This is a genomic window from Eubacterium sp. An11 (assembly GCF_002161065.1).
Classification (GTDB): Bacteria; Bacillota; Clostridia; order Lachnospirales; family Lachnospiraceae; genus Anaerobutyricum; species Anaerobutyricum faecale.
This window is the reverse complement of sequence record NZ_NFLV01000003.1, coordinates 14,559-34,932: the sequence shown is the minus strand read 5'-3', so window position 1 is coordinate 34,932 and position 20,374 is coordinate 14,559. Positions and strand designations below refer to the sequence as shown.

Here is a 20,374-nt window from a genome sequence, read left to right as displayed (position 1 = left end):
ATTATGGCAGGAAAGATACAACCAATCGTCAGAAAAATAGAGGATAATATACAGGAGCTGCAGCGGTTTCAGGATGAGCTGGTTCAGCAGGAGCCTTCCAAAGAAGAGGAGATTTTGCTGCATTTTCCAACCGTGTATATCCATAACTGGAAGAAGACCGGGGAATATGAGGTATACATCGGAGAGTCCAATGACATTGTCCAGAGGACAAAACAGCATTATGATGACCGGAGAAAAACTGACAGCTGGCAGCATGATCTGTTTGAGAATAAAGCAAGTCTTTATATTATCGGACATGAACATTTTAATAAATCGATGACATTGGATATAGAAAACCGGCTGATGCACTATATGATGAGCGCAGATCGGGTGCGGAAAATTCATAATCTCAGGGGCAATCCCCAGAACAGATACTATCCGGATGGAGAGACTGACGGAATCTTTCAGATGATATGGAGAAGGCTTCGCAGGGATAATAAAGAATTATTTCCGACGGAAAGTGCCATTAAAGATTCGGCTGTATTTAAGGCTTCGCCTCTTCACAAACTGACGGAAGATCAGGAAAACATTAAAGAATGTATTCTTCGCAGGGTTTTTGACGCGCTGAAAACCGGACAGGGCAGACAACTGATCTTCATTGAGGGAGAGGCTGGCACCGGGAAAACCGTATTGAACAGCAGTACATTTTATGAGATTTTTGTCCGGGCAAAAGAAAGTAAGATGGAGTCGCTATCCTGTTTTATGATGGTCAATCATGACGAACAGGTCGGCGTCTATCAGCAGATTGCCAGGAAGCTGGGACTCACGGATGAATATGGAGAAGTCGTCTGCAAACCGACGACGTTTATTAATCACCATTCGCCGGAAGACCCTGTGGACGTGGCTTTTATCGATGAGGCACATTTGCTGCTGACTCAGGGCAAACAGGCTTATCAGGGAAGCAATCAGCTAAAGGATATTATTGAACGGGCAAAGGTTACCGTCGTCATGTTTGATGAAAACCAGATTCTCACCACGGAGCAGTACTGGGAGGCAAAGATTCTGGAAGAGTACCGGGAGCTGGCCAAAAAGCAGAATAATTATTTTGAACTGACGAAGCAGCTCCGATTGCGAGCATCGAAAGAAATGATGGACTGGCTCGATGCATTTACAAAAGAGCAGCAGCTTTTCAAATTGCCGGAAAATCTTGGAGGGTATGATATTCAGATCTTTGAGACGCCTGCTAATCTGGAAGCTGCTTTGCGGGAAAAGGCCTCCGATGAAAAACATAAGCTGTCCAGAATCATTGCCTCTTATGACTGGGAATATAATCAGAAAAATGCGCGGGCGGATGAAATGTCCCAGTATTGGGAGGTTATCATCGGAAACTGGCATAAGCCGTGGAACAGGGAATTGGAGCGTAATATGGATAAGAAAACAAAAAAAGCCAACAAATCCCTTTCCTGGGCAGAACAGCCGCAGACCATCGATGAAGTTGGCTCCACATTTACCATACAGGGATTTGATCTGAACTATGCCGGCGTCATTCTCGGGCCGTCGGTGAAATACCGGAACGGAGAGATCATATTTGACCCATCGGAAAGCTGCAATGCAAAAGCAGTGCGGAACCGGACGCTGTCTGATGGCAGCAAGCGAAAGTTTGGAGAAACCCTCATTCAACATGAAGTTCGGGTGCTGATGACCCGCGGCGTGGAAGGTCTGTACATTTATGCCTGCGATGAAGAGCTGCGAAAAGCTCTTTTGGAGGCGGCAAAACGATAACACAAACAGAAAGAGGACTAAAAATGAACCAGGAAACCATCAATCAGGTATTACATTTCAGAGATGAGCGCAACTGGAAACAGTTTCATAACCCCAAAGACCTTGCCATCTCCATTTCTCTGGAGGCGGCGGAGCTGCTGGAAGTATTTCAGTGGAGCGCGGAAGATGTCCGCTGTGAGGATAAGATGGATAAAATCCGGGAGGAGCTGGCCGATGTGCTCAATTATTGTATCCTGATGGCAGACGCCTGCGGCCTTGACATGGATGAGATTATCCGGGAAAAGGTGAAGAAAAACGCGGAGAAGTATCCCGTGGAGAAGGCCTACGGGAGTAAGGAGAAATATACGGAGCTGAAAAACGGAATAATAGATTGACAAAAAAGAAAGAAGGTGTCAGCCATGTCTCTTTACGCGCTGGGCGACCTGCATTTGAGTTTCCAGGCCGATAAATCCATGGACAAATTCGGGCGGGTCTGGAAGAATCATGAAAGAAAAATAGAGAAATATGTCAATAAAATCGTAAAGCCGGAGGATACTCTTGTGCTCACCGGCGATCATTCCTGGGGGAGAAAGCTGGCGGAGTGCGAGGAGGATCTGGCGTTCATCGAGCAGCTTCCGGGACAGAAGATTCTTCTGCGGGGGAATCATGATATGTTCTGGGACGCCAAAAAGACCAATCGCCTCAATGAAATGTACAGCGGAAAGCTGTTTTTTCTGCAGAATAATTTTGTCCCGTATGAAGATTACGCGCTGGTAGGAACCAAGGGCTATACCTTTGAGGGACCGTTCTATCTGAACCGCCGGGGGCAGATTATGGGCTGGGACGAAGAGAAAGAAGCCCATGCCCGGAAACTGGTGTCCCGGGAAATGGAACGTCTGCGGGATTCGTTCCGGCAGGCAAAGGCGGCAGGATACCGGAAGTTTATCATGTTTCTTCATTATCCGCCGACAAACATCCTGGAAAAGACGTCCCCGTTTACGGAGATTGCAGAAGAATACGGTGTGGAGACAGTGGTATATTCTCACTGCCACGGCGAGAGCCGCTTCGGGGACAGTATCCGGGGAGAGTATCGCGGCGTCAACTATATGCTTGTGTCGGGGGATTATCTGAATTTCCGGCCGGCGTTAGTGTTGTCATGAGCAAATGGGTACTTCTATGAATTAACCATACATTACAACCGCGACGAAGAAATAGAATTTTATAAAGGGGGGTATCCATGCGATTATTTATAGCTATAACACTCTCTAAAGAAATGAAAAATGCTCTCATCGCTTATATGCACCAATTAAAGAAGCAAGGCGTGGAGGGCCGTTATGTTCCGGCACAGAATCTGCATATGACACTGGCTTTCATCGGCGAATACGGAGATCCGGACAAGGTGAAACGAGTGATAGAGCAGGTTCCGATGCCACATTTTCGCCTGACGCTTTCAGAGCAGGGCCGTTTCGGCAATCTCCTCTGGGCTGGCGTGAAAGGGAATCAGAAGCTAAAAACTTACGTCAAAGAGCTGCGGACGGCATTGCAGCAAAACGAGATTCCTTTTGACCATGACCATTTTGTGCCGCATATCACGCTGGTCAGAAAATCTTCAGCCAAAAAGCCGTATCAGGCGAAACTCCCGAGAGCGGAGATGGTGGTGGAGAAAGTGTCGCTTATGAAGTCGGAGATGAGAGATGGAAAAGTGATTTACCGGGAGTTGTAGCTGAGGGTCAAAGCTGTTCGGAAAACAAGTAAATGAGTAAATATAACTAAAAACATGCGAGTAATTTTTAACACAATATACAAAGTTACTATTTTCTCTGCATTTAATCTTGACTATTTTTGTCCAGATTGATATGATGAGCTCATCACCTGAGAAAAGAAAAAGCAGATCTAAAAACAGAGACAGAATCGGAGGAGAAAAGGATGATTCTTACAAGAGAGACAGATTATGCGCTTCGAATTATACGCGCGGTTTCAGATGGCAGTCAGAAAAGTGTCGTTCACATTGCGGAAGAACATTTGATTCCTCAGCAGTTTGCTTACAAGATCGTGAGGAAGCTGCATCGTGCCGGTATCCTGTCGGTGACCCGAGGGGCGGAGGGAGGATGCCGCCTGCAGGTGGATTTGCATGACATTTCTTTATATGAGTTGATGGTAGCAATGGATGAAGTGACGCTGCTGTCCGCCTGTATGCAGCAGGGATATGAGTGCAGCTGGCGGGAACAGAACAGGCAGATCTGCCAGATTCATCAGAGATTATCTGTGATTCAGAGGAATCTGGACAATGAACTGAAGAGTCACAGCCTGTATGATTTGATATTTGGGCCTTCCACACAGGAGGGACAGACAAACAACAGGAAATCATAAGAAAAGGAGGTACCCGTATGTATTTTAAAACGTCACAGGAACACGAAGATTTTCGGGCGAAAGTGAGAGCTTTTGCGGAGAAAGAAGTGAAACCGATCGCATTTCTCCTGGATAAGGAGAATCGTTTCCCGGAAGAAGCCGTGAAAAAAATGGGAGAGATGGGTCTCATGGGACTCCCTTATCCAAAGGAATACGGCGGCGCGGGACTGGATGTGATCAGCTACGCTATCGCAGTGGAAGAACTTTCCAGAGTAGACGGCGGAACAGGGGTTATTTTATCGGCCCATGTTTCACTTGGCTCCTGGCCGATTTTTGCTTTTGGAACAGAAGAGCAGAAACAGAAATATTTGGTACCTCTGGCAAAAGGTGAAAAGCTGGGCGCTTTCGGTCTGACAGAAACCAATGCCGGTTCCGATGCGGGTGGCACGGAAACAACGGCGGTTCTCAAAGGAGACCATTACGTATTAAACGGAGGAAAGATCTTTATCACCAATGCACCGAAGGCCGATACCTATGTGGTGTTTGCCGTTACCACGCCGGACATCGGAACCCGCGGTATCTCGGCATTCATCGTGGAAAAGGGCTGGAAGGGCTTTGATTTTGGCGACCATTATGACAAAATGGGCATCCGTTCTTCTTCCACAGCAGAATTAATTTTTAACGACGTTATCGTTCCGAAGGAAAATCTCCTCGGAAAAGAAGGCGAAGGGTTTAAAATCGCCATGGCTACTCTGGACGGCGGCCGCATCGGTATCGCGGCTCAGGCGCTGGGCATCGCTCAGGGAGCCAACGACGCGGCAGTGGAGTATGCAAAAGAGAGAGTACAGTTTGGAAAACCGATCGGATTCCAGCAGTCCATTTCCTTTAAGCTGGCCGATATGGCAACAAAACTGCGCTGCGCACGTTTCCTCGTTTATTCGGCAGCCGAGCTGAAAGAGCATCATGAATCTTACGGCACCGAGGCCGCCATGGCAAAAATGTACGCTTCGGATATCGCTCTGGAAGTCACCAACGACGCCATGCAGATTCACGGCGGCGCCGGTTTCATGAAAGGTATGGATGTGGAACGTGCGTACCGTGATGCGAAGATTACGACCATTTACGAAGGAACCAACGAGATTCAGAGAGTGGTTATCGCCTCCTCCATCATGGGAAAACCGCCGAAAAGTGAGCATGGTTCTTCCAGCAGACCAAAGAAACCGGCCCCGGTGACCGGCATCAGGAAGAATCACATTTTCCGGGATGGCTCTGCCGAAGAAAAGGTTGCGGAGCTGGTAGAGCACCTGAAAAAAGACGGCCATGATTTTACTGTTGGTATTCCGATAGATACTCCGATCTCCCAGGCAGAGCGGGTGGTTTCCGCCGGACAGGGTATCGGCAGCAAAGAAAACATGAAACTGATCGAAGATCTGGCGAAAGCCAGTGGCGCGGCCATCGGCTCGTCCCGTCCGGTGGCGGAAACTCTCCAGTATGTACCGCTTGACCGCTACGTGGGTATGTCCGGTCAGAAGTTTGTCGGTAATCTGTACATTGCCTGTGGTATTTCCGGTGCGGTGCAGCATTTGAAAGGAATCAAAGATGCTTCCACCATCGTTGCCATCAATAAAAATGCCGGGGCTCCGATCTTTAAAAACTGCGATTACGGCATTGTGGGCGATGTGAATGAGCTTCTTCCGCTCCTCACAAAGGCACTGGATACCGGAGAAAAACAGCCGGCGCCTCCTATGGTGAAGATGAAACGTCCGACGCCTCCTAAGCCGGAACCGATCGGCAAGAGATATGTCTGCGGCGGCTGCGGCTATGAATATGTTCCGGAACTTGGCGATCCGGATGCTGAGATCGCACCGGGAACCCTCTTTGAAAAACTGCCGGAAGAGTGGGTATGTCCGGAATGTGCGGAAGGCAAGGATAAATTTATTGAAGCGTAAAGGAGGAAAAGAGGATGTATTGTGTACGAAATATAACTGAAGACCTCTACTGGGTAGGGGCAAACGATCATAGATTACATTTATTTGAAAATATTCACCCGATTCCCCGCGGAGTATCCTACAACGCTTATCTGCTGCTGGACGAAAAAACCGTTTTGTTCGATACGGTAGACTGGTCCGCCTGCCGGCAGCTTCTGGAAAATGTAGAGCATCTCCTGGGCGAGAGAGTTCTCGATTACCTGGTGATTAACCATATGGAACCGGATCACGGCGCGTCCATCGAGGAGATTCTTCTGCGCTGGCCGGATGTGAAGATCATCTCCACAGAAAAATCCTTCATGCTCATGCGGCAATTCGGTTTCCATGTGGACAGCCATGAACTCATCGAGGTCAAAGAAGGAGACACTTACAACTTCGGCGGCCATACGGTGACCTTCGTGGAGGCTCCGATGGTACACTGGCCGGAAGCCATGGTGACCTTCGACACCACCAACGGCGCTTTATTCTCCGCCGACGCCTTTGGCTCCTTCGGAGCACTGGACGGTAAACTCTTTGCAGACGAAATGAACTTTGACAGAGACTGGATTGACGACGCCAGAAGATACCTGACCAACATCGTTGGCAAGTATGGCCCTCATGTGCAGCTTCTGCTGAAGAAAGCTTCCGGTATCCTGGATCAGATTAAATACATCTGTCCGCTGCACGGACCGGTATGGCGGGAGAATCTGATGTACTTCATTGACAAATATGACAAATGGAGCCGTTATGAGCCGGAAGAAAAAGGCGTCATGATCGCTTACGCGTCCATGTACGGCAACACGGAGGCGGCAGCCCAGGCGCTGGCTTCCAGGCTCTGCGAAAAGGGAATGACCAATGTGTGGGTTTACGATGTCTCCAACACCCATGTTTCCCAGCTGGTATCGGAATCGTTCCGTCTGAGTCACATCGTACTGGCCAGCGTGACATATAATCTGGGAATTTACCCGGTGATGCACGATTATCTGATGCACATCAAAGCGCTGAACCTGCAGCACAGGACCTTTGCCATCATCGAAAATGGTTCGTGGGCATGTAAATCCGGAGATTTGATGCAGAAGTTTGTGGATGAAGAGATGAAAAATATGACGGTACTCAATGAACGTCTGAGTCTGGCGTCCGCTCTGCATGACAGCAAGGCAGCAGAGCTTGATATGCTGGCCGACGCCATTATTGATTCTATGGAAGAAAAAGAATAGATATGTAAGAAGGACTTCGGGGCGCAGCCACTTCCCAAACCAGGCGGAAGTGGCTGCGCCCCTGTCTGTCTGCCCTCCTGCATTTTCTGCTATGCGTTTTAGTTAGAGCAGACTGTATAATTGGCATTGTACATTTTAAAAGCCGCTCATTATAATGAAAGCAGAAATTGAGAAACGACAGTTCCTCACGGAGGAATTTCCGTCAGAACTGTCACAGCAATACATTTATAATATAAGCAGGAGGACAATGCTATGAGTTTTAATTTCGCTGTTTCCACCAATGCAATTTTCGGGCCGGGAAAGCTCAGTGAACTTCATACACAGATCAGCTCACCCATGGGTGCAGTGCATGGTAAGAAGGCCCTGGTCGTCATTTCCAACGGAAAATCCACACGGGCCAACGGGTATCTGGACCGTCTGGAGAACGAGCTGTCCCAGGCTGGCGTGGACTATGTGATTTTTGATAAAGTGGGAGCCAACCCGACCAAACCGGTTGTGGAAGAAGGAGGACGATTCGCCAGTGAAAATGGCTGTGATTTCATCGTGGCCCTGGGCGGCGGCAGTGTCATGGATGCAGCCAAAGCCATCGGTCTCATGGCGACCAACGGCGGCGACCTGTGGGATTACGTGATGCTTGGAAGCGGGAAAAAACAGTGGCCGGCTAATCCTTGTCTCCCGATCGTCGCGATCACCACGACGGCAGGCACCGGTTCTGAGACGGATGCCGGCGGCGTGATCACTAATCCGGAAACAAAGGAAAAGACCGGCGTATTTGGTCCAGGCACCATGCCGGTTCTCGCCATCATCGATCCGGAACTGATGACAACCGTCCCGTCAAAGTTTAAGGCGTATCAGGGCTTTGATGCCATGTTCCACAGCACAGAAGGTTTTATTTCCAGACAGAGAAATGAAATGAGCAAGATGGTTGCCAGTGAAGCCATCCGCAATGTGGCAGAGAATCTGGTAACAACCATTGAGGATCCGCAGGATCTGGACGCCATGGGCAAAGTGGCCTTTGGCAGCTACCTGTCCGGTATTCAGATGTGCGTAGGTTCCTGTACCAGCGCCCACGCACTGGAGCACGCCATGAGCGCTTATCATGAAAATCTGCCTCATGGAGCTGGACTTATCATGATTTCCAAAGCATACTACAGCTTTTTCGTCAACCGCCATGTGTGCGACGATCGTTTCATTGAAATGGCACAGCTCATGGGAATGAAAGACGCGGACAAACCGGAAGACTTTATCACCGCACTGATGAATCTTCAGGAAAAATGCGGCGTAGCAGATCTGAAAATGTCTGATTATGGCATCAGACCGGAAGAATTTGAAGAAATGGCAAAGAACGCCCGAGCAACGCTTGGCATCAATTTCCTGAACGATCCTTGCGAACTGACCGACGAAGACTGTGTGTCTATTTATAAAGAATCTTATCGTTAAAAAATGGAGGTATATATTATGAGAAAAAATTTTGGTGCGAAACCTTTTCTGTTCCCACAGCCGGTAATGATCATCGGCAGCTACAATGAAAAAGGAGAATCCAACGCCATGAACGCCGCGTGGGGCGGTATCGTTGGCATGGATGAGATTATCATCTCCCTCGGCAGCCATCAAACCACCGATAACATCATGACAAACAAAGCATTTACTGTCAGCATGGCGGATGTCGATCATGTGGCTGCCTGCGACTATGTGGGGCTGGTTTCCGGAAAAGACGAACCGCGCAAGATGGAAAAAGCCGGTTTTACCACAACAAAGAGTGATTTTGTCAATGCGCCTGTCATCAACGAACTGCCACTGACGCTGGAGTGTGAGATGATCAAAGTTCTGGACGGCCTGATTCTCGGACGGATTGTCAACGTCAGTGCCGATGAAAGTATCCTCGATCAGGAGGGAACCATCAGTCTGGAGAAATTTGCTCCGATCACCTATGACACCGTAGGACTTAAATATTATAGACTTGGCGACTGCGTAGGAAAAGCATTTTCCGATGGAAAGGCGTTAAAATAAATGTGCTTTATATAATAAAATCTTTCTATTATTGCGGTAACTATCAGGAGGCGATAGAATGAACAACGAAGCAAAGAAAAGAGTGCAGGATTTGTTTGAGGGCATGGAAGAAAATACACTTTCTGCCACTGACCCGGAATGGGTGGATATTGTGGCAAATTTTTCTCAGAATGAAACTGTGAAGGAAAGCAAACTGACGCAGAAGGAGCAAATGCTCTGTATCCTCTCGGCGTTGCTGGGATGCCAGGGCCTGGGCGAGTATCAGAATATGCTCTATGCCGCATTAAAAAGCGGCGTTGACCCGGTAACCATCAAGGAAACCGTATACCAGGCAACCGCCTATCTTGGCATCGGACGCGTCTACGATTTCCTCGTTGCCACCAACCGGATTATGGAAAAATGCGGGGTGACACTGCCGCTCGCTCCTCAGAGCACAACCACCGAAGAGAGCCGTTTCCAGGCGGGACTCGACAAACAGGTCGCTCTGTTCGGGCCGGGCATGAAAAAACAGCAGACCGATGCTCCGGCTCTGCGGCGCAATATCAACCGCTGGCTGGCCGACAACTGCTTTGGCGACTACTACACCCGAACCGGCCTCAACGACCAGGAACGGGAAATGATCACATTTTGTTTTATCCTCGCGCAGGGCGGCTGTGAAAATCAGCTTCGCGGCCACACGGCAGGGAACTTGTCCGTCGGAAATGACAAAGAAAAGCTGTACAGCGTGGTGGAACAGTGCATGCCATACATCGGATATCCCCGCAGCTTAAATGCCATGGGTATTATTGATGAAGTGACAGAACAGCTTGCTGCCGGTGCAGATGCATAGAATATAAAAATATCTTTCTATAAAAAATGATTTCAATATGTTATTTTATAAAATAGATGCAGAGGAGCGAAATTCTCTGTTTCATCGAGCCAGTCTGCTTTTTGCGGACTGGCTCTTTTTTCATTTCTTGACATTTCCGGAAACCAGTATTAAAATACTTAGAAAACTAAGTAATTGTAATTTGGACGCAAACCAGAAGGAAGGAGTACATTTATGGAAACGGGAATGATCATCAACAAAATATCCCACCGCCTCCGCCGGCGTTCCCAGGCAGTGCAGGAATCTATCGGCATCAGCGAAGCGCAGGGACGGATTCTTAACTATATTCTGGCGGAAGGCTCCCGGCGCAATGTCTATCAGAAAGATATTGAGGAGGAGTTCGATCTGCGTCCTCCCACAGCCAGCAGTATTTTAAGAAGTCTGGAGAAACAGGAGATGATTTCCCGGGTACCCGACGAGACCGACGGCCGGCTGAAAAAACTGATTTTCACCGAAAAAGCGGACAAGATCCGCTTAGCTCTGGAGGAAGAGATCGTGGAGACCGAGCGGCGGCTCCTGGACGGCATCACCGACGAGGAACAGAAAATGTTTCTGCGTCTGGCAGAGAAAATGTTTCACAATCTTGAGGAGTGACGATGCCGTAAAAACATATTATAAGATGACAAGAGAGGAAGAACAACGATGAATGAACATGAATTAATGGCAGAGATGAAAGTGTCAAAGGCGGTGGCGAAGATGGCCGTGCCGAGCGTCGTCAGCAGTTTAGTTACCGTAATCTACAATATGGCCGATACATTTTTTGTGGGACAGACCGGCGACGCCCTGCAGGTGGCGGCAGTCAGCCTGACAAACCCGATTTTTATTCTGCTGATGGCCTTTGCCAACATGCTGGGAATGGGCGGCAGCGCCGTGGCGTCTGTGGCACTGGGTAAGAAAAAAGAAAAGAGAGTAAAAAACGTCACATCGTTTGTATTTTTTGCGTCGCTGGCTGTGGGCGTGGTCTTCATGATCCTGCTGCTTGTTTTCATGCGCCCTATACTAACTCTGTTCGGCGCCAATGCCGAGACCTACGCCTTTGCGCGGGGGTATACGCTGCACATTTCTTACGGCGCGCCGTTTATCATCTGGTCCGCGGCCTCTAGTTTCATACTCCGCGTGGAGGGAGCCAGCAAGGAGGCCATGATTGGAAATATGATTGGAACCATCGCCAACATCGTGCTGGACCCGATTTTTATCTCCGGGCTTGGTATGGGCGCGGCGGGCGCCGCCATTGCCACTACCATAGGAAATGTACTGGCCTGCCTGTATTATCTCTGGTATTTCCTGAAGAAGACGAAGATCTTCTCCATCAGCCCCCGATATTTTACATGCGGCGAGGAGATTCTCGTCAAGGTCTGCACCATTGGACTGCCGACAGCGATTTTTTCCGGCCTCATGAGCATTTCCACTATTATCCTTAACCAGATTCTGGTGGTCTACGGCAATGCGCCGGTGGCGGCTATCGGCATTGTGTTCAAAGCAAACATGTTTATCACTTTCCTGCAGATGGGTCTTGCCAACGGTGTGCAGCCACTGCTGGGATATAATTACGGAGCGGAAAATATGCAGCGTTTTCAGGCGGTGGAGCGTTTTACAAAAATATGCTGCATTGTCGTGGGCATTGCCTCGGTTATCCTGTATTATGTATGCAGAGAGCCGATCATCCGTATATTCATCAACGACAACGACGTGGTCGCTTATGGCGTACAGATGCTCATCGGCTACATGCTGTCCGGCCCGGTCATCGGCATCCTGTTCATGAACATGAACTGCATGCAGTCAGTGGGACACGCTTTCCCGGCAACCGTGCTCTCCGTGCTGCGCCAGGGCATCCTGCTGATCCCGCTTCTGTACCTCCTGGACAGGCTGTTTGGGCTGAATGGCGTGATCTACGGGCAGAGTATCACCGACTATATCGCAGTTGTGCTGTCGGTGATCATGTGGAGACACATTAAGAAGAAGTTATAGTTTTTCTGATAAATACATTTTCTGTGAAAAAAGAGCGGGAGCAAAATGTTAAAAACTCTTGACATTCTGCTCCTCTTTTGTTATCTTAAAAATGTCAAAAGTATTTTACATTTTGTTTTGCAGAAAGGAGAAAAACCATATGCCGATTGGAGCCATGATATTTTTAGGGGTTATTTTCATTGTTTTTATTGCTCTGGACGTTATTATGCTGGTATCGCTATCCCGGCCGGGAGATGAGCGTAATCAGATTATCGTGTGGAAAGCCAGCACCTTTACGTTGCTTGGGACAGCAGGAGCAAAGATGCTGGACATCATTGAGAATCTGGTTCGGTCGCAGCCTATGACCGCTAATCCTTTTATAGAGCTGGAAGTGGCGGCCATCATTTATTTTGCGGCCCTGATGTACTACAGAAGGAAGCATGGAGGCTGAGATGGAAAATATCATAAGAATAAGAAGAAAAGAGCTGGGCCTGTCACAGGAACAGCTTGCCAGAAAATGTGACGTTTCCCGTCAGACCGTCAACGCCATTGAAAATAATAAATACGATCCGACCCTTTCGCTGGCCTTTCGCCTCGCGAAAGAGCTGCAGCTCACCGTGGATGAGCTTTTCACTCCATCATAAAAACTGCCGCAATATACACAGACGGCGGGAAGGAACATGAACGTATTGACACATACGTGCGATTCCTTCCCGCTAGAACTGTGGCTTGCAGCAGTTTTTTTTATTTTGTAATATTCTTCACCCAGCGATACTTACGATAGTACCAGATTTCCAGCGGCATCTTCGTGAACTCGTCCAGATTCAGGAGGAAATATACCACCGGAACCGGCAGATGCAGGACAAAGGCGGCGATGCATCCCACGGGCACGATGATAGCCCACATATTGATCGTATCGCAGATCAGTCCGAACCGGGTATCGCCGCCGGCGCTGAATATACCGCCGATGACGGTGGCACTGAACGATTTGCCGATCAGATAGTAGGAGCAGACAAACAGCATGAACCGCAGGTAATCCTGCGCCTGCGGGCTGAGCGTGCCTGCGAATCCCTGGATGACCGGGATGCAGGCAAAGAGAATCACGCAGGAGCTCGCGCCGGTAATGAGAGAGATAATGCACAGCTTGTTTCCCGTCTTCTTTGCCTGCGCCAGATTGCCCTGTCCCAGCTCATTGCCGATGATGATGCCGGCTCCGGTTCCGATACCCAGACACAGACAGGCAGCCAGATTCTTCGCAATCTGCGCGATGGAATTGGCAGCCACCGCGTCAGTTCCCAGATGCCCCATGATAACGGACGTCATGGTAAATCCGCAGCCCCAGATGACCTGATTGGCAAGAGACGGCCATGTATAATGTATGTAGTCTTTCTGAAGCCAGGAAGGCGGACGCAGGATATGTTTCATGCGGATCCTGATCTCTTTCTGCCGTACATTTTCAGAGAGAATGAGTGCCAGCTCCACACCACGGGAAATACTCGTCGCGATAGCCGCGCCTGCAATGCCAAGTTTCGGAAAGCCAAGCAGACCGAAAATGAGGATGGCGTTTATGATAATATTTAAAATGACGGAAGAAGAACTGTAGAGAGTACTCAGTAAAGCCCGTCCGGTATTTTTCATGATACACAGATAAATCTGCGAGATTCCCATAAAGAAATAAGAAAATGAGGTTATCCGCAGATAGGAAGCGCCGAGGCGAATTAGCTCCTCATCGTTGGTAAAAATCCGCATCAGAAGGTCCGGCGCACACAGCGCAGCCACAGTAAAAAGGAAAGAAACAAGGATGGAAAACCGAAGCACAATCCCGAGAATCTCCTCCAGACGATGCTTCTCACCTTTCCCCCAATACTGGGCGGCAAGAACAGACTCTCCGATAGTAAACGCACCTAAAAACAAGCTCAGAACAAACTGCACCTGTCCCGCCAGCGACACCGCTGACAAAGAAGACTGATTTAAAAATCCAAGCATGAGCGCGTCGGAGGCGCTCACCAGCGACGCCATAAGGTTCTGCAGCGCCATAGGAAGAACCAGCACCAGCAATTTTTTCACCAGAGTTTTATTTTCTGAATTCATAATGAAAGCTCCTTTAAATTTTCTCGATGCTATTCTATACTATTTTGCCTCTGAGGACAAGAAGTGAATTCATTTCTTGCCTTTCTGGAAGAGGTCACATGAGCCCGGAACGGCGCTCCGTCATACTGCCAATTCCCCTGTATTATTCAACCTCAGCTTGGTTTTCCCGTCCCTTAATGGTAAAATGTTTATAAATGATAAAATATTTATACTTTATAATAGGAAGATTTAATTTTCCAGCACAGGGAGGAGGGGTTATATGATTTACATCACGGGAGATACCCACGGAGACTTCCGTCGATTTTCCACGGACATTTTTCCGGAACAAAAAGAAATGACGAAAGATGATTTTGTTATCATCTGCGGAGATTTCGGCGGCATCTGGTGCCAGGAAGATAACAAAAAAGCGATGAGAAATGAAAACTATTGGCTGGACTGGCTGGATCAAAAACCTTTTACCACGCTTTTCGTCTGCGGAAATCATGAGAATTTCGACCGGCTGTCCGCATTTCCCATCGAAAACCGCTACGGTGGAAATGTACATGTGATTCGTCCGTCCATTCTCCATCTGATGCGCGGAGAGACCTTCTGCATTGATGGAAATACTGTCTTTGCCTTCGGAGGAGCCTCTTCCCACGACATTTCCGATGGAATCCTTCAAAAAGAAAACTGGAAAGAAGAAGCCAAAAAACTGGACCGGCGCGGAAAATACATGTACCGGATCGACGGCCTAAGCTGGTGGAAAGAAGAACTGCCATCGGATAAAGAACTGCAAAACGGTCTGGCTAATCTGGACAAAACCGGCAACCATGTCGATTATATCATCACCCATTCACCGCCTGCTTCCATCATCGCCCTGCTGGGATTCGGCTCCTACAAACAGGATATCCTGACAAAATACCTGGAAGACATACGATGCACCATCGACTATAAATACTGGTTTATGGGACATATGCATATGAACAAAAGATTCACAAAACAAGATTTTCTGCTGTATGAGCAGATAGTACGGGTGGTGTGAGGAAAAGAAGGAAATAATGCGTTTTTTTGATGTATCTACATGGAAAAGAAAACAACACTATCAGGCATTTCGAAACAGCGCACAGCCGAAATACTGTGTTATATTCAATCTGAATAACATAACTTTCTTCTAAATCTTACTGAGGCGATATCTCACCCATGTAGAGCATAAATCAAATGCCTGCGATGCGCCAATCATTCAGAAGTGTAAATGAAGGCGTGTTTTGATATAATTTGTTTAAGATTTAAGAAGATACTAATTTATGGGAGGCAATACAATGACTACAGAATTATTAAAAATAATGAAAGAAGATATAAAACAGTGCGAAGATGCTCAAAGTTCCAATAAGGGCACAGAAAAATTATATCAAACATTAATTGACAAATATAACGGGATTTTTGAAGGATTTGGAAAAGCAGCTATTGAAGACAGTGAATTCAGTTACAGACCAGAATTGAATGCAATTAAAGAAAAACTTGAGTTGATTATTGCAACGGATAAGGATAAAGATCCGTTATTTGATTTTAAAGTTATGTATGAAGAAGATTTGGAGTCGTTAAAAAATGCTATTTCTGATTCTGCAAATAAAGAGACACCAGAGTTTGCAAAATTACAGTTATACAAAGATGTAACTGCAAAATATCATCCGTATATACCCAAACTTAGCGATGGACTATATTTCTATATTTCGTCGCAAGCATTTTATGATGATGTGTCGGGCGACTCACTATTTCATAATCTTAGACAAGTTTATAATAAGATGTTATCTTTTAAGGCATTAGGATTTCCTTCTCTACAAGAAACAATTCCACAAGGTGCCCCGATGGTTCAGATAACAAATACAAATGAAAATAAAATTGATATCAATATTTCTTTTAACGATGTGCGAAGAAAAATTGAAAATATGTCAGCATTACCGGATGCGGAAATAGAGGAAATTTTGCACAAGATAGATGAATTGGAAAAAATAGTTAAATCTTCAGATCGAAAATCGAAGAAATGGGAAAATGTAAAAGGCGTTATTAAATGGATTGCAGATAAGGGCGTAGACGTAGGAATTGCATTATTGCCACTGTTGCTACAGATTAAATGAGACAGATTATGGTTTGTTTTGGATATGTTCCCATATACGACCGAGAGGGTAAAATAGCGACGGATCAAGTCGGACGAACCGTTCAGCAAATGACGTACTTTCTGTCTTCTCGTGCCAGCTGGTTTTTGCAAATAAATCATTTTAATTTATGAAGAAGAGTAGTTTTTATAATTTCCAAAATATATTTTCGTTGCAAACGACGCTGTATATAAATATCATGATTTTTTATGATGCAACATATCAATTTTTCCAACTAAACTGCCTTTAAACCGTCAGACGAGCAGACTAAACTGGCGGTCGGTTGAGTAGAGACCGGAGAATATGTTATCATGCAACTATTAAAGCAAAGGAGTGTACACAATGGAAAAGCAAACATTCGGAAGCATGATAGCAGAATTGCGTAAGAAACAAGGAATGACACAAGCCGAGCTTGCTGAAAAATTGGGCATTACAGATAAAGCAGTATCAAAATGGGAGAGGGATTTATCTTTTCCAGATATAAATACTATTCCTAAATTGGCTGAAATTTATAATGTGACTGTCGATGAACTTATGCAGGTAAAAACAGATACAAAAGATGATACGACAAATAAAAATATTTCTGAAGTGGTTACTCTGGCTCTAAAGGGTGTATCATTGGCAATGGGAATCGCGGTTGTCGTCTTATCATTTTTAAATGAAATTGAGTCTGATAACGCAATTTGTATGTTGGGCATAGGCTTGGCATGTTTGTCTATCGCACAGTTCCCGTCAAAAAAAGGAAGAAAGCAAATGATAAAAGAACACTAGTGTACGATAAAATGAGAAGGCAAATGTATAATTGGAGGTATAAGATTTATGAAAGATATAATTGGATTCTGCGGGCTGGATTGTGAAAAATGTGATGCATATATTGCCACAATTCATAATGATCAGGTGCTGCGTGAAAAAACCGCGAAGCTTTGGGCGGGATTAAATAACGCCCCGATTCTTCCTGAGCATATCAACTGTGAGGGCTGCCGCATGAGCGGAGCTAAAACCGTATTTTGCGAGAGTATGTGTGCGGTTCGTCAATGCGCGCTGAAAAAAGGCGTCACTACCTGCGGCGATTGTTCGGATTTGGCAAATTGTTCAACAGTGGGAGCGATTATAGCCAATAATCCTTCTGCTTTGGAAAATTTGCAGGGATAAAATACATAAATTATATCAGATTGCCACGAATCAAAAAAGCAAACAGAACATAAAGCTATAAGGGAAAGCAAGCGAATGTATCAATAGAATCGTTTGCTTTTCCTTTTCGTTTTTGAGAGAGGAAGATGACGGCAAAATATCTCATATGTCCAGGAAAGATTCACGATATAAGAAAAATACATTTTTAAAAATTCTCAATGTTGACACCCTATCAAATGATTGATATACTATCAATTGATAGCAAGTACATTTTTGGAGGTGAATAAAATCAAACTGGGTGTACAATCGAAAAAGACGGAAGTTAATGATTTTTGGGAGGAATTACATAAAAAGGTCCATATGAATTGTCCGCTGTGCGGCAAAACCCACGAAGTCGAAGAAAGAAAACGTTTTACAACGATGATTCTTAAGGGCGAAGAAGTAACATATGAAGAGAGATTTTATTTCTGTGCGAATTCTGATGAAGATGAAAATGAATTTGAAACGGGTGCAATGACAAATGAAAATCTGCTTAATGCCCGTAATGCCTATCGGATAAAACATGGATTGCTTACTTCTGATGAGATTGTAGCTATCAGAGAAAGTTATGGCTTGTCTCAAGTGGATCTGGCAAGACTGCTTGGATGGGGGGAAGCTACTATTTCACGGTATGAGAGCAAAGCGATTCAGGATGAAGCTTATGACACAATGCTTCGTCTGGTTAAAGATAATCCGCTTCAGGCATTAGAATTTCTTAAGAAAAATGCGGATAAATTTTCTAATATAAAAAGAAGAGAAATCCATTCCAGGATTATTGAAAAATTAGATGCTTATGGTAAGGAATATTTGACGCGACGGGCATTGGAAGGTGAATATGCAAATTTTGAGGAGCCTTCCGATTCTAATGGTTTTCGGACGCTGGATATTGACAAAATCGAAGCAATAATATCTTATTTAGCTGAGAAAATTTCAAATTTGTATAAAGTTAAACTTATGAAAATGCTTTGGTATTCTGATGTTTTGGCATATATAAAAAATGGATTTGCCATGACGGGAATGGTATACAGGCATGAGGCAATGGGAGCATTGCCTATTGGCCACTATAGTCTGATGAATCTTGAAAAATTAAATGTCCAGGAAGAAGTAAGTGATAATTATGGATCGATGCTTCACATATATCCAAGCAAAAACATGGATTATTCAATATTAAGTGATGACGAAAAGATAATCCTGGATAAAGTAGTTGCAAAGTTCAAGTATTACAAAGCAAAAGAAATTATTGCATATATGCATGAAGAGAAAGCATATACAGAAACTGCTTCCGGAGAGATTATTCCGTTTAGTCTGGCTAAAGAGATCAGGATATTTTAAAGTAACACCTCTGCCCATTCCATGCATAAAATGTCCCCTATGAGAAATATTAAATAAAAAACGGTTAAATAGTAAGCATAGGAGACATCAAATGGATTCAATATGGACGAAAACCTTTACGATTAGAAAGAGAGCCTCTCTGAAAGGCGACATCTGGGCGGATGTGGCTGTGATCGGCGGAGGAATGACAGGAATACTGACGGCATGGCAGCTTAAGCAGGCCGGTGTGCGGGCAGTTGTTCTGGAAGCAGACCGGATTGGAAGGGGACAGACCGGAAATACTACCGCGAAGATCACGTCTCAGCACGGAATGTTCTGTCATACATTTATCGAGAATAAAGGAGAAGAAACAGCGCGGAAATATGTGCAGGCCAATCAGGCTGCGGTGGAAGAGTACAAAAAAATCATTCGGGAGAAGGGGATCTCCTGTGATCTGAGGGAGTGTGATTCTTACGTTTATTCAGCGGACGGTGATACATTAGCCAAAGAGGTGGAAGCCGCCAAAAAGCTTGGTGTCGATGTTGTACTGGAGAACCAGATTTCTCTTCCGGTCGCCTGCGCAGGCGCCGTGTGCTTCCACGGTCAGGCAGAATTTCATCCGCTGAAGTTTATCGGGGCGCTGGCTGAGGAACTGGAGATTTATGAGAATACTCCCGTGAAAGAAGTGGAGGAACATCTGGTGAAAACGCCTGGCGGCAGTGTGAGAGCAGATAAAATTGTTTTTGCTGTTCATTTTCCTTTTATTAACTTTCCCGGGATGTATTTTGCAAGAATGCATCAGGAACGTTCTTATGTGCTCGCTCTGGAGAACGCCGGAACGGTAGATGGGCTCTATATCGGAGAGGGCGAGGATGTTCTTTCCTTCCGACAGTACAAGCAGTATCTTCTTCTCGGCGGGCAGGCGCACCGGACCGGCGAGAACCGGGAGAGAGGACGCTATGAGAAACTGAAAGAAGCTGCCGGAAGAATGTATCTTCAGAGCCGTATCGCCGCCTGCTGGTCTGCGCAGGATTGTATGACCACAGACCGTGTTCCTTTTATCGGATTATATGCCGCTGATCGCCCGGACTGGTACGTGGCGACAGGATTTTGCAAATGGGGAATGAGCTCTGCCATGGTATCTGCCATACTGCTTAAAGATATGATCTGCGGAATAAATAATCCTTACACAGAGGTATTTGCGCCGTCCCGGTTCTCCGGCGAGGAAATCCCTCAGCTCCTGGAGGATACCGGGAAGTCCGTGAAGGGGCTGACAAAACGATTCTTTCATATGCCGCAGGAGACTGTGGACGAACTTCCGCGGGGACATGGCGGCGTCATTGACACCTCGCAGGGGAAAACCGGGGTTTATAAGACCGAAGATGGGCAGCTCTTTCAGGTGGATATCGTCTGCCCTCACATGGGATGTGAGCTGACATGGAACCCGGACGAGCGTTCCTGGGACTGTCCGTGTCACGGTTCTCGTTTTGATTATAAGGGAAACCGGATAGACGGCCCGGCGGAGGAAGGAATTGCCCTTGAGTCATCCCCCGAATAAAATGCATAGAGTGC

21 protein-coding genes are annotated in these 20,374 nt (G+C 46.4%); 20 read left to right on the top strand and 1 reads right to left on the bottom strand.

Features of this window, described 5'->3' with window-relative positions; all coding sequences use genetic code 11:
* Window positions 1–3: 3 nt before the first annotated feature.
* The 14 genes from B5E53_RS03515 (at window position 4) to B5E53_RS03450 (ending at window position 12,742) form a co-directional block, all read left to right on the top strand.
* Window positions 4–1,761, top strand: a complete 1,758-nt coding sequence (locus B5E53_RS03515; protein ID WP_087312669.1) for a DUF2075 domain-containing protein — start codon at window positions 4–6, stop codon at window positions 1,759–1,761.
* A 23-nt stretch (window positions 1,762–1,784) separates the two neighbouring features.
* Entirely contained in the window at window positions 1,785–2,135 is a 351-nt protein-coding gene (locus B5E53_RS03510; RefSeq protein ID WP_087312668.1) for a nucleotide pyrophosphohydrolase, read from the top strand.
* 24 nt (window positions 2,136–2,159) lie between these two features.
* Window positions 2,160–2,900, top strand: a complete 741-nt coding sequence (locus B5E53_RS03505) for a metallophosphoesterase (protein ID WP_087312667.1) — start codon at window positions 2,160–2,162, stop codon at window positions 2,898–2,900.
* Between the two features lie 77 nt (window positions 2,901–2,977).
* On the top strand, window positions 2,978–3,463 hold the full coding sequence (thpR, locus tag B5E53_RS03500) for an RNA 2',3'-cyclic phosphodiesterase (RefSeq protein ID WP_087312666.1): 486 nt from the start codon (window positions 2,978–2,980) through the stop codon (window positions 3,461–3,463).
* Window positions 3,464–3,666: 203 nt separating this feature from the next.
* On the top strand, window positions 3,667–4,110 hold the full coding sequence (locus B5E53_RS03495; protein ID WP_242963498.1) for an Rrf2 family transcriptional regulator: 444 nt from the start codon (window positions 3,667–3,669) through the stop codon (window positions 4,108–4,110).
* A gap of 17 nt (window positions 4,111–4,127) precedes the next feature.
* Window positions 4,128–6,038 carry an acyl-CoA dehydrogenase family protein gene (locus B5E53_RS03490; RefSeq protein WP_087312665.1) on the top strand — a complete coding sequence of 637 codons (1,911 nt, stop codon included), beginning with the start codon at window positions 4,128–4,130 and terminating at the stop codon, window positions 6,036–6,038.
* Between the two features lie 14 nt (window positions 6,039–6,052).
* A complete protein-coding gene (locus B5E53_RS03485) occupies window positions 6,053–7,273 on the top strand; it encodes an FprA family A-type flavoprotein (protein ID WP_087312664.1) in 1,221 nt (406 codons plus the stop codon).
* A gap of 252 nt (window positions 7,274–7,525) precedes the next feature.
* Complete coding sequence (locus B5E53_RS03480) at window positions 7,526–8,713, top strand: iron-containing alcohol dehydrogenase (protein ID WP_087312663.1); 1,188 nt, start codon at window positions 7,526–7,528, stop codon at window positions 8,711–8,713.
* Window positions 8,714–8,731: 18 nt separating this feature from the next.
* Window positions 8,732–9,283, top strand: a complete 552-nt coding sequence (locus B5E53_RS03475; RefSeq protein ID WP_087312662.1) for a flavin reductase family protein — start codon at window positions 8,732–8,734, stop codon at window positions 9,281–9,283.
* Window positions 9,284–9,341: 58 nt separating this feature from the next.
* Window positions 9,342–10,112 (top strand): carboxymuconolactone decarboxylase family protein, encoded by a 771-nt coding sequence (locus B5E53_RS03470; RefSeq protein WP_087312661.1) that lies wholly within the window; start codon window positions 9,342–9,344, stop codon window positions 10,110–10,112.
* A gap of 213 nt (window positions 10,113–10,325) precedes the next feature.
* Entirely contained in the window at window positions 10,326–10,745 is a 420-nt protein-coding gene (locus B5E53_RS03465; protein WP_087312660.1) for a MarR family transcriptional regulator, read from the top strand.
* Between the two features lie 48 nt (window positions 10,746–10,793).
* Window positions 10,794–12,119 carry an MATE family efflux transporter gene (locus B5E53_RS03460; protein WP_087312659.1) on the top strand — a complete coding sequence of 442 codons (1,326 nt, stop codon included), beginning with the start codon at window positions 10,794–10,796 and terminating at the stop codon, window positions 12,117–12,119.
* A 154-nt stretch (window positions 12,120–12,273) separates the two neighbouring features.
* The gene (locus B5E53_RS03455) at window positions 12,274–12,549 is read left to right on the top strand and encodes a hypothetical protein (RefSeq protein ID WP_242963497.1); all 276 of its coding nucleotides are present in this window, start codon (window positions 12,274–12,276) and stop codon (window positions 12,547–12,549) included.
* Between the two features lies 1 nt (window position 12,550).
* Window positions 12,551–12,742 (top strand): helix-turn-helix transcriptional regulator, encoded by a 192-nt coding sequence (locus tag B5E53_RS03450; RefSeq protein WP_204245485.1) that lies wholly within the window; start codon window positions 12,551–12,553, stop codon window positions 12,740–12,742.
* 100 nt (window positions 12,743–12,842) lie between these two features.
* Here the strand turns inward: B5E53_RS03450 and B5E53_RS03445 are convergent, their stop codons facing one another.
* Window positions 12,843–14,189, bottom strand: a complete 1,347-nt coding sequence (locus tag B5E53_RS03445) for an MATE family efflux transporter (protein WP_087312657.1) — start codon at window positions 14,187–14,189, stop codon at window positions 12,843–12,845.
* Between the two features lie 259 nt (window positions 14,190–14,448).
* On the opposite strand from B5E53_RS03445, the gene B5E53_RS03440 reads away from it, so the two are divergent.
* The 6 genes from B5E53_RS03440 to B5E53_RS03415 all read left to right on the top strand — a co-directional run bounded on the left by B5E53_RS03440 (window position 14,449) and on the right by B5E53_RS03415 (window position 20,360).
* A complete protein-coding gene (locus tag B5E53_RS03440; RefSeq protein ID WP_087312656.1) occupies window positions 14,449–15,210 on the top strand; it encodes a metallophosphoesterase in 762 nt (253 codons plus the stop codon).
* Between the two features lie 277 nt (window positions 15,211–15,487).
* On the top strand, window positions 15,488–16,303 hold the full coding sequence (locus B5E53_RS03435; RefSeq protein WP_087312655.1) for a hypothetical protein: 816 nt from the start codon (window positions 15,488–15,490) through the stop codon (window positions 16,301–16,303).
* A gap of 360 nt (window positions 16,304–16,663) precedes the next feature.
* Window positions 16,664–17,092, top strand: coding sequence for a helix-turn-helix transcriptional regulator (locus tag B5E53_RS03430; RefSeq protein ID WP_087312654.1), 429 nt, complete (start codon window positions 16,664–16,666; stop codon window positions 17,090–17,092).
* 48 nt (window positions 17,093–17,140) lie between these two features.
* The gene (locus B5E53_RS03425; protein WP_087312653.1) at window positions 17,141–17,473 is read left to right on the top strand and encodes a DUF3795 domain-containing protein; all 333 of its coding nucleotides are present in this window, start codon (window positions 17,141–17,143) and stop codon (window positions 17,471–17,473) included.
* A 339-nt stretch (window positions 17,474–17,812) separates the two neighbouring features.
* On the top strand, window positions 17,813–18,823 hold the full coding sequence (locus B5E53_RS03420; RefSeq protein WP_087312829.1) for a type II TA system antitoxin MqsA family protein: 1,011 nt from the start codon (window positions 17,813–17,815) through the stop codon (window positions 18,821–18,823).
* Window positions 18,824–18,914: 91 nt separating this feature from the next.
* On the top strand, window positions 18,915–20,360 hold the full coding sequence (locus tag B5E53_RS03415) for an FAD-dependent oxidoreductase (protein ID WP_087312652.1): 1,446 nt from the start codon (window positions 18,915–18,917) through the stop codon (window positions 20,358–20,360).
* Window positions 20,361–20,374: the final 14 nt, after the last annotated feature.

Coding starts and splice junctions, on each gene's coding strand:
- B5E53_RS03515 (WP_087312669.1), top strand. CDS start 4: ATGGCAGGAAAGATACAACCAATCGTCAGAAAAATAGAGGATAATATA.
- B5E53_RS03510 (WP_087312668.1), top strand. CDS start 1,785: ATGAACCAGGAAACCATCAATCAGGTATTACATTTCAGAGATGAGCGC.
- B5E53_RS03505 (WP_087312667.1), top strand. CDS start 2,160: ATGTCTCTTTACGCGCTGGGCGACCTGCATTTGAGTTTCCAGGCCGAT.
- thpR (WP_087312666.1), top strand. CDS start 2,978: ATGCGATTATTTATAGCTATAACACTCTCTAAAGAAATGAAAAATGCT.
- B5E53_RS03495 (WP_242963498.1), top strand. CDS start 3,667: ATGATTCTTACAAGAGAGACAGATTATGCGCTTCGAATTATACGCGCG.
- B5E53_RS03490 (WP_087312665.1), top strand. CDS start 4,128: ATGTATTTTAAAACGTCACAGGAACACGAAGATTTTCGGGCGAAAGTG.
- B5E53_RS03485 (WP_087312664.1), top strand. CDS start 6,053: ATGTATTGTGTACGAAATATAACTGAAGACCTCTACTGGGTAGGGGCA.
- B5E53_RS03480 (WP_087312663.1), top strand. CDS start 7,526: ATGAGTTTTAATTTCGCTGTTTCCACCAATGCAATTTTCGGGCCGGGA.
- B5E53_RS03475 (WP_087312662.1), top strand. CDS start 8,732: ATGAGAAAAAATTTTGGTGCGAAACCTTTTCTGTTCCCACAGCCGGTA.
- B5E53_RS03470 (WP_087312661.1), top strand. CDS start 9,342: ATGAACAACGAAGCAAAGAAAAGAGTGCAGGATTTGTTTGAGGGCATG.
- B5E53_RS03465 (WP_087312660.1), top strand. CDS start 10,326: ATGGAAACGGGAATGATCATCAACAAAATATCCCACCGCCTCCGCCGG.
- B5E53_RS03460 (WP_087312659.1), top strand. CDS start 10,794: ATGAATGAACATGAATTAATGGCAGAGATGAAAGTGTCAAAGGCGGTG.
- B5E53_RS03455 (WP_242963497.1), top strand. CDS start 12,274: ATGATATTTTTAGGGGTTATTTTCATTGTTTTTATTGCTCTGGACGTT.
- B5E53_RS03450 (WP_204245485.1), top strand. CDS start 12,551: ATGGAAAATATCATAAGAATAAGAAGAAAAGAGCTGGGCCTGTCACAG.
- B5E53_RS03445 (WP_087312657.1), bottom strand. CDS start 14,189: ATGAATTCAGAAAATAAAACTCTGGTGAAAAAATTGCTGGTGCTGGTT.
- B5E53_RS03440 (WP_087312656.1), top strand. CDS start 14,449: ATGATTTACATCACGGGAGATACCCACGGAGACTTCCGTCGATTTTCC.
- B5E53_RS03435 (WP_087312655.1), top strand. CDS start 15,488: ATGACTACAGAATTATTAAAAATAATGAAAGAAGATATAAAACAGTGC.
- B5E53_RS03430 (WP_087312654.1), top strand. CDS start 16,664: ATGGAAAAGCAAACATTCGGAAGCATGATAGCAGAATTGCGTAAGAAA.
- B5E53_RS03425 (WP_087312653.1), top strand. CDS start 17,141: ATGAAAGATATAATTGGATTCTGCGGGCTGGATTGTGAAAAATGTGAT.
- B5E53_RS03420 (WP_087312829.1), top strand. CDS start 17,813: ATGAATTGTCCGCTGTGCGGCAAAACCCACGAAGTCGAAGAAAGAAAA.
- B5E53_RS03415 (WP_087312652.1), top strand. CDS start 18,915: ATGGATTCAATATGGACGAAAACCTTTACGATTAGAAAGAGAGCCTCT.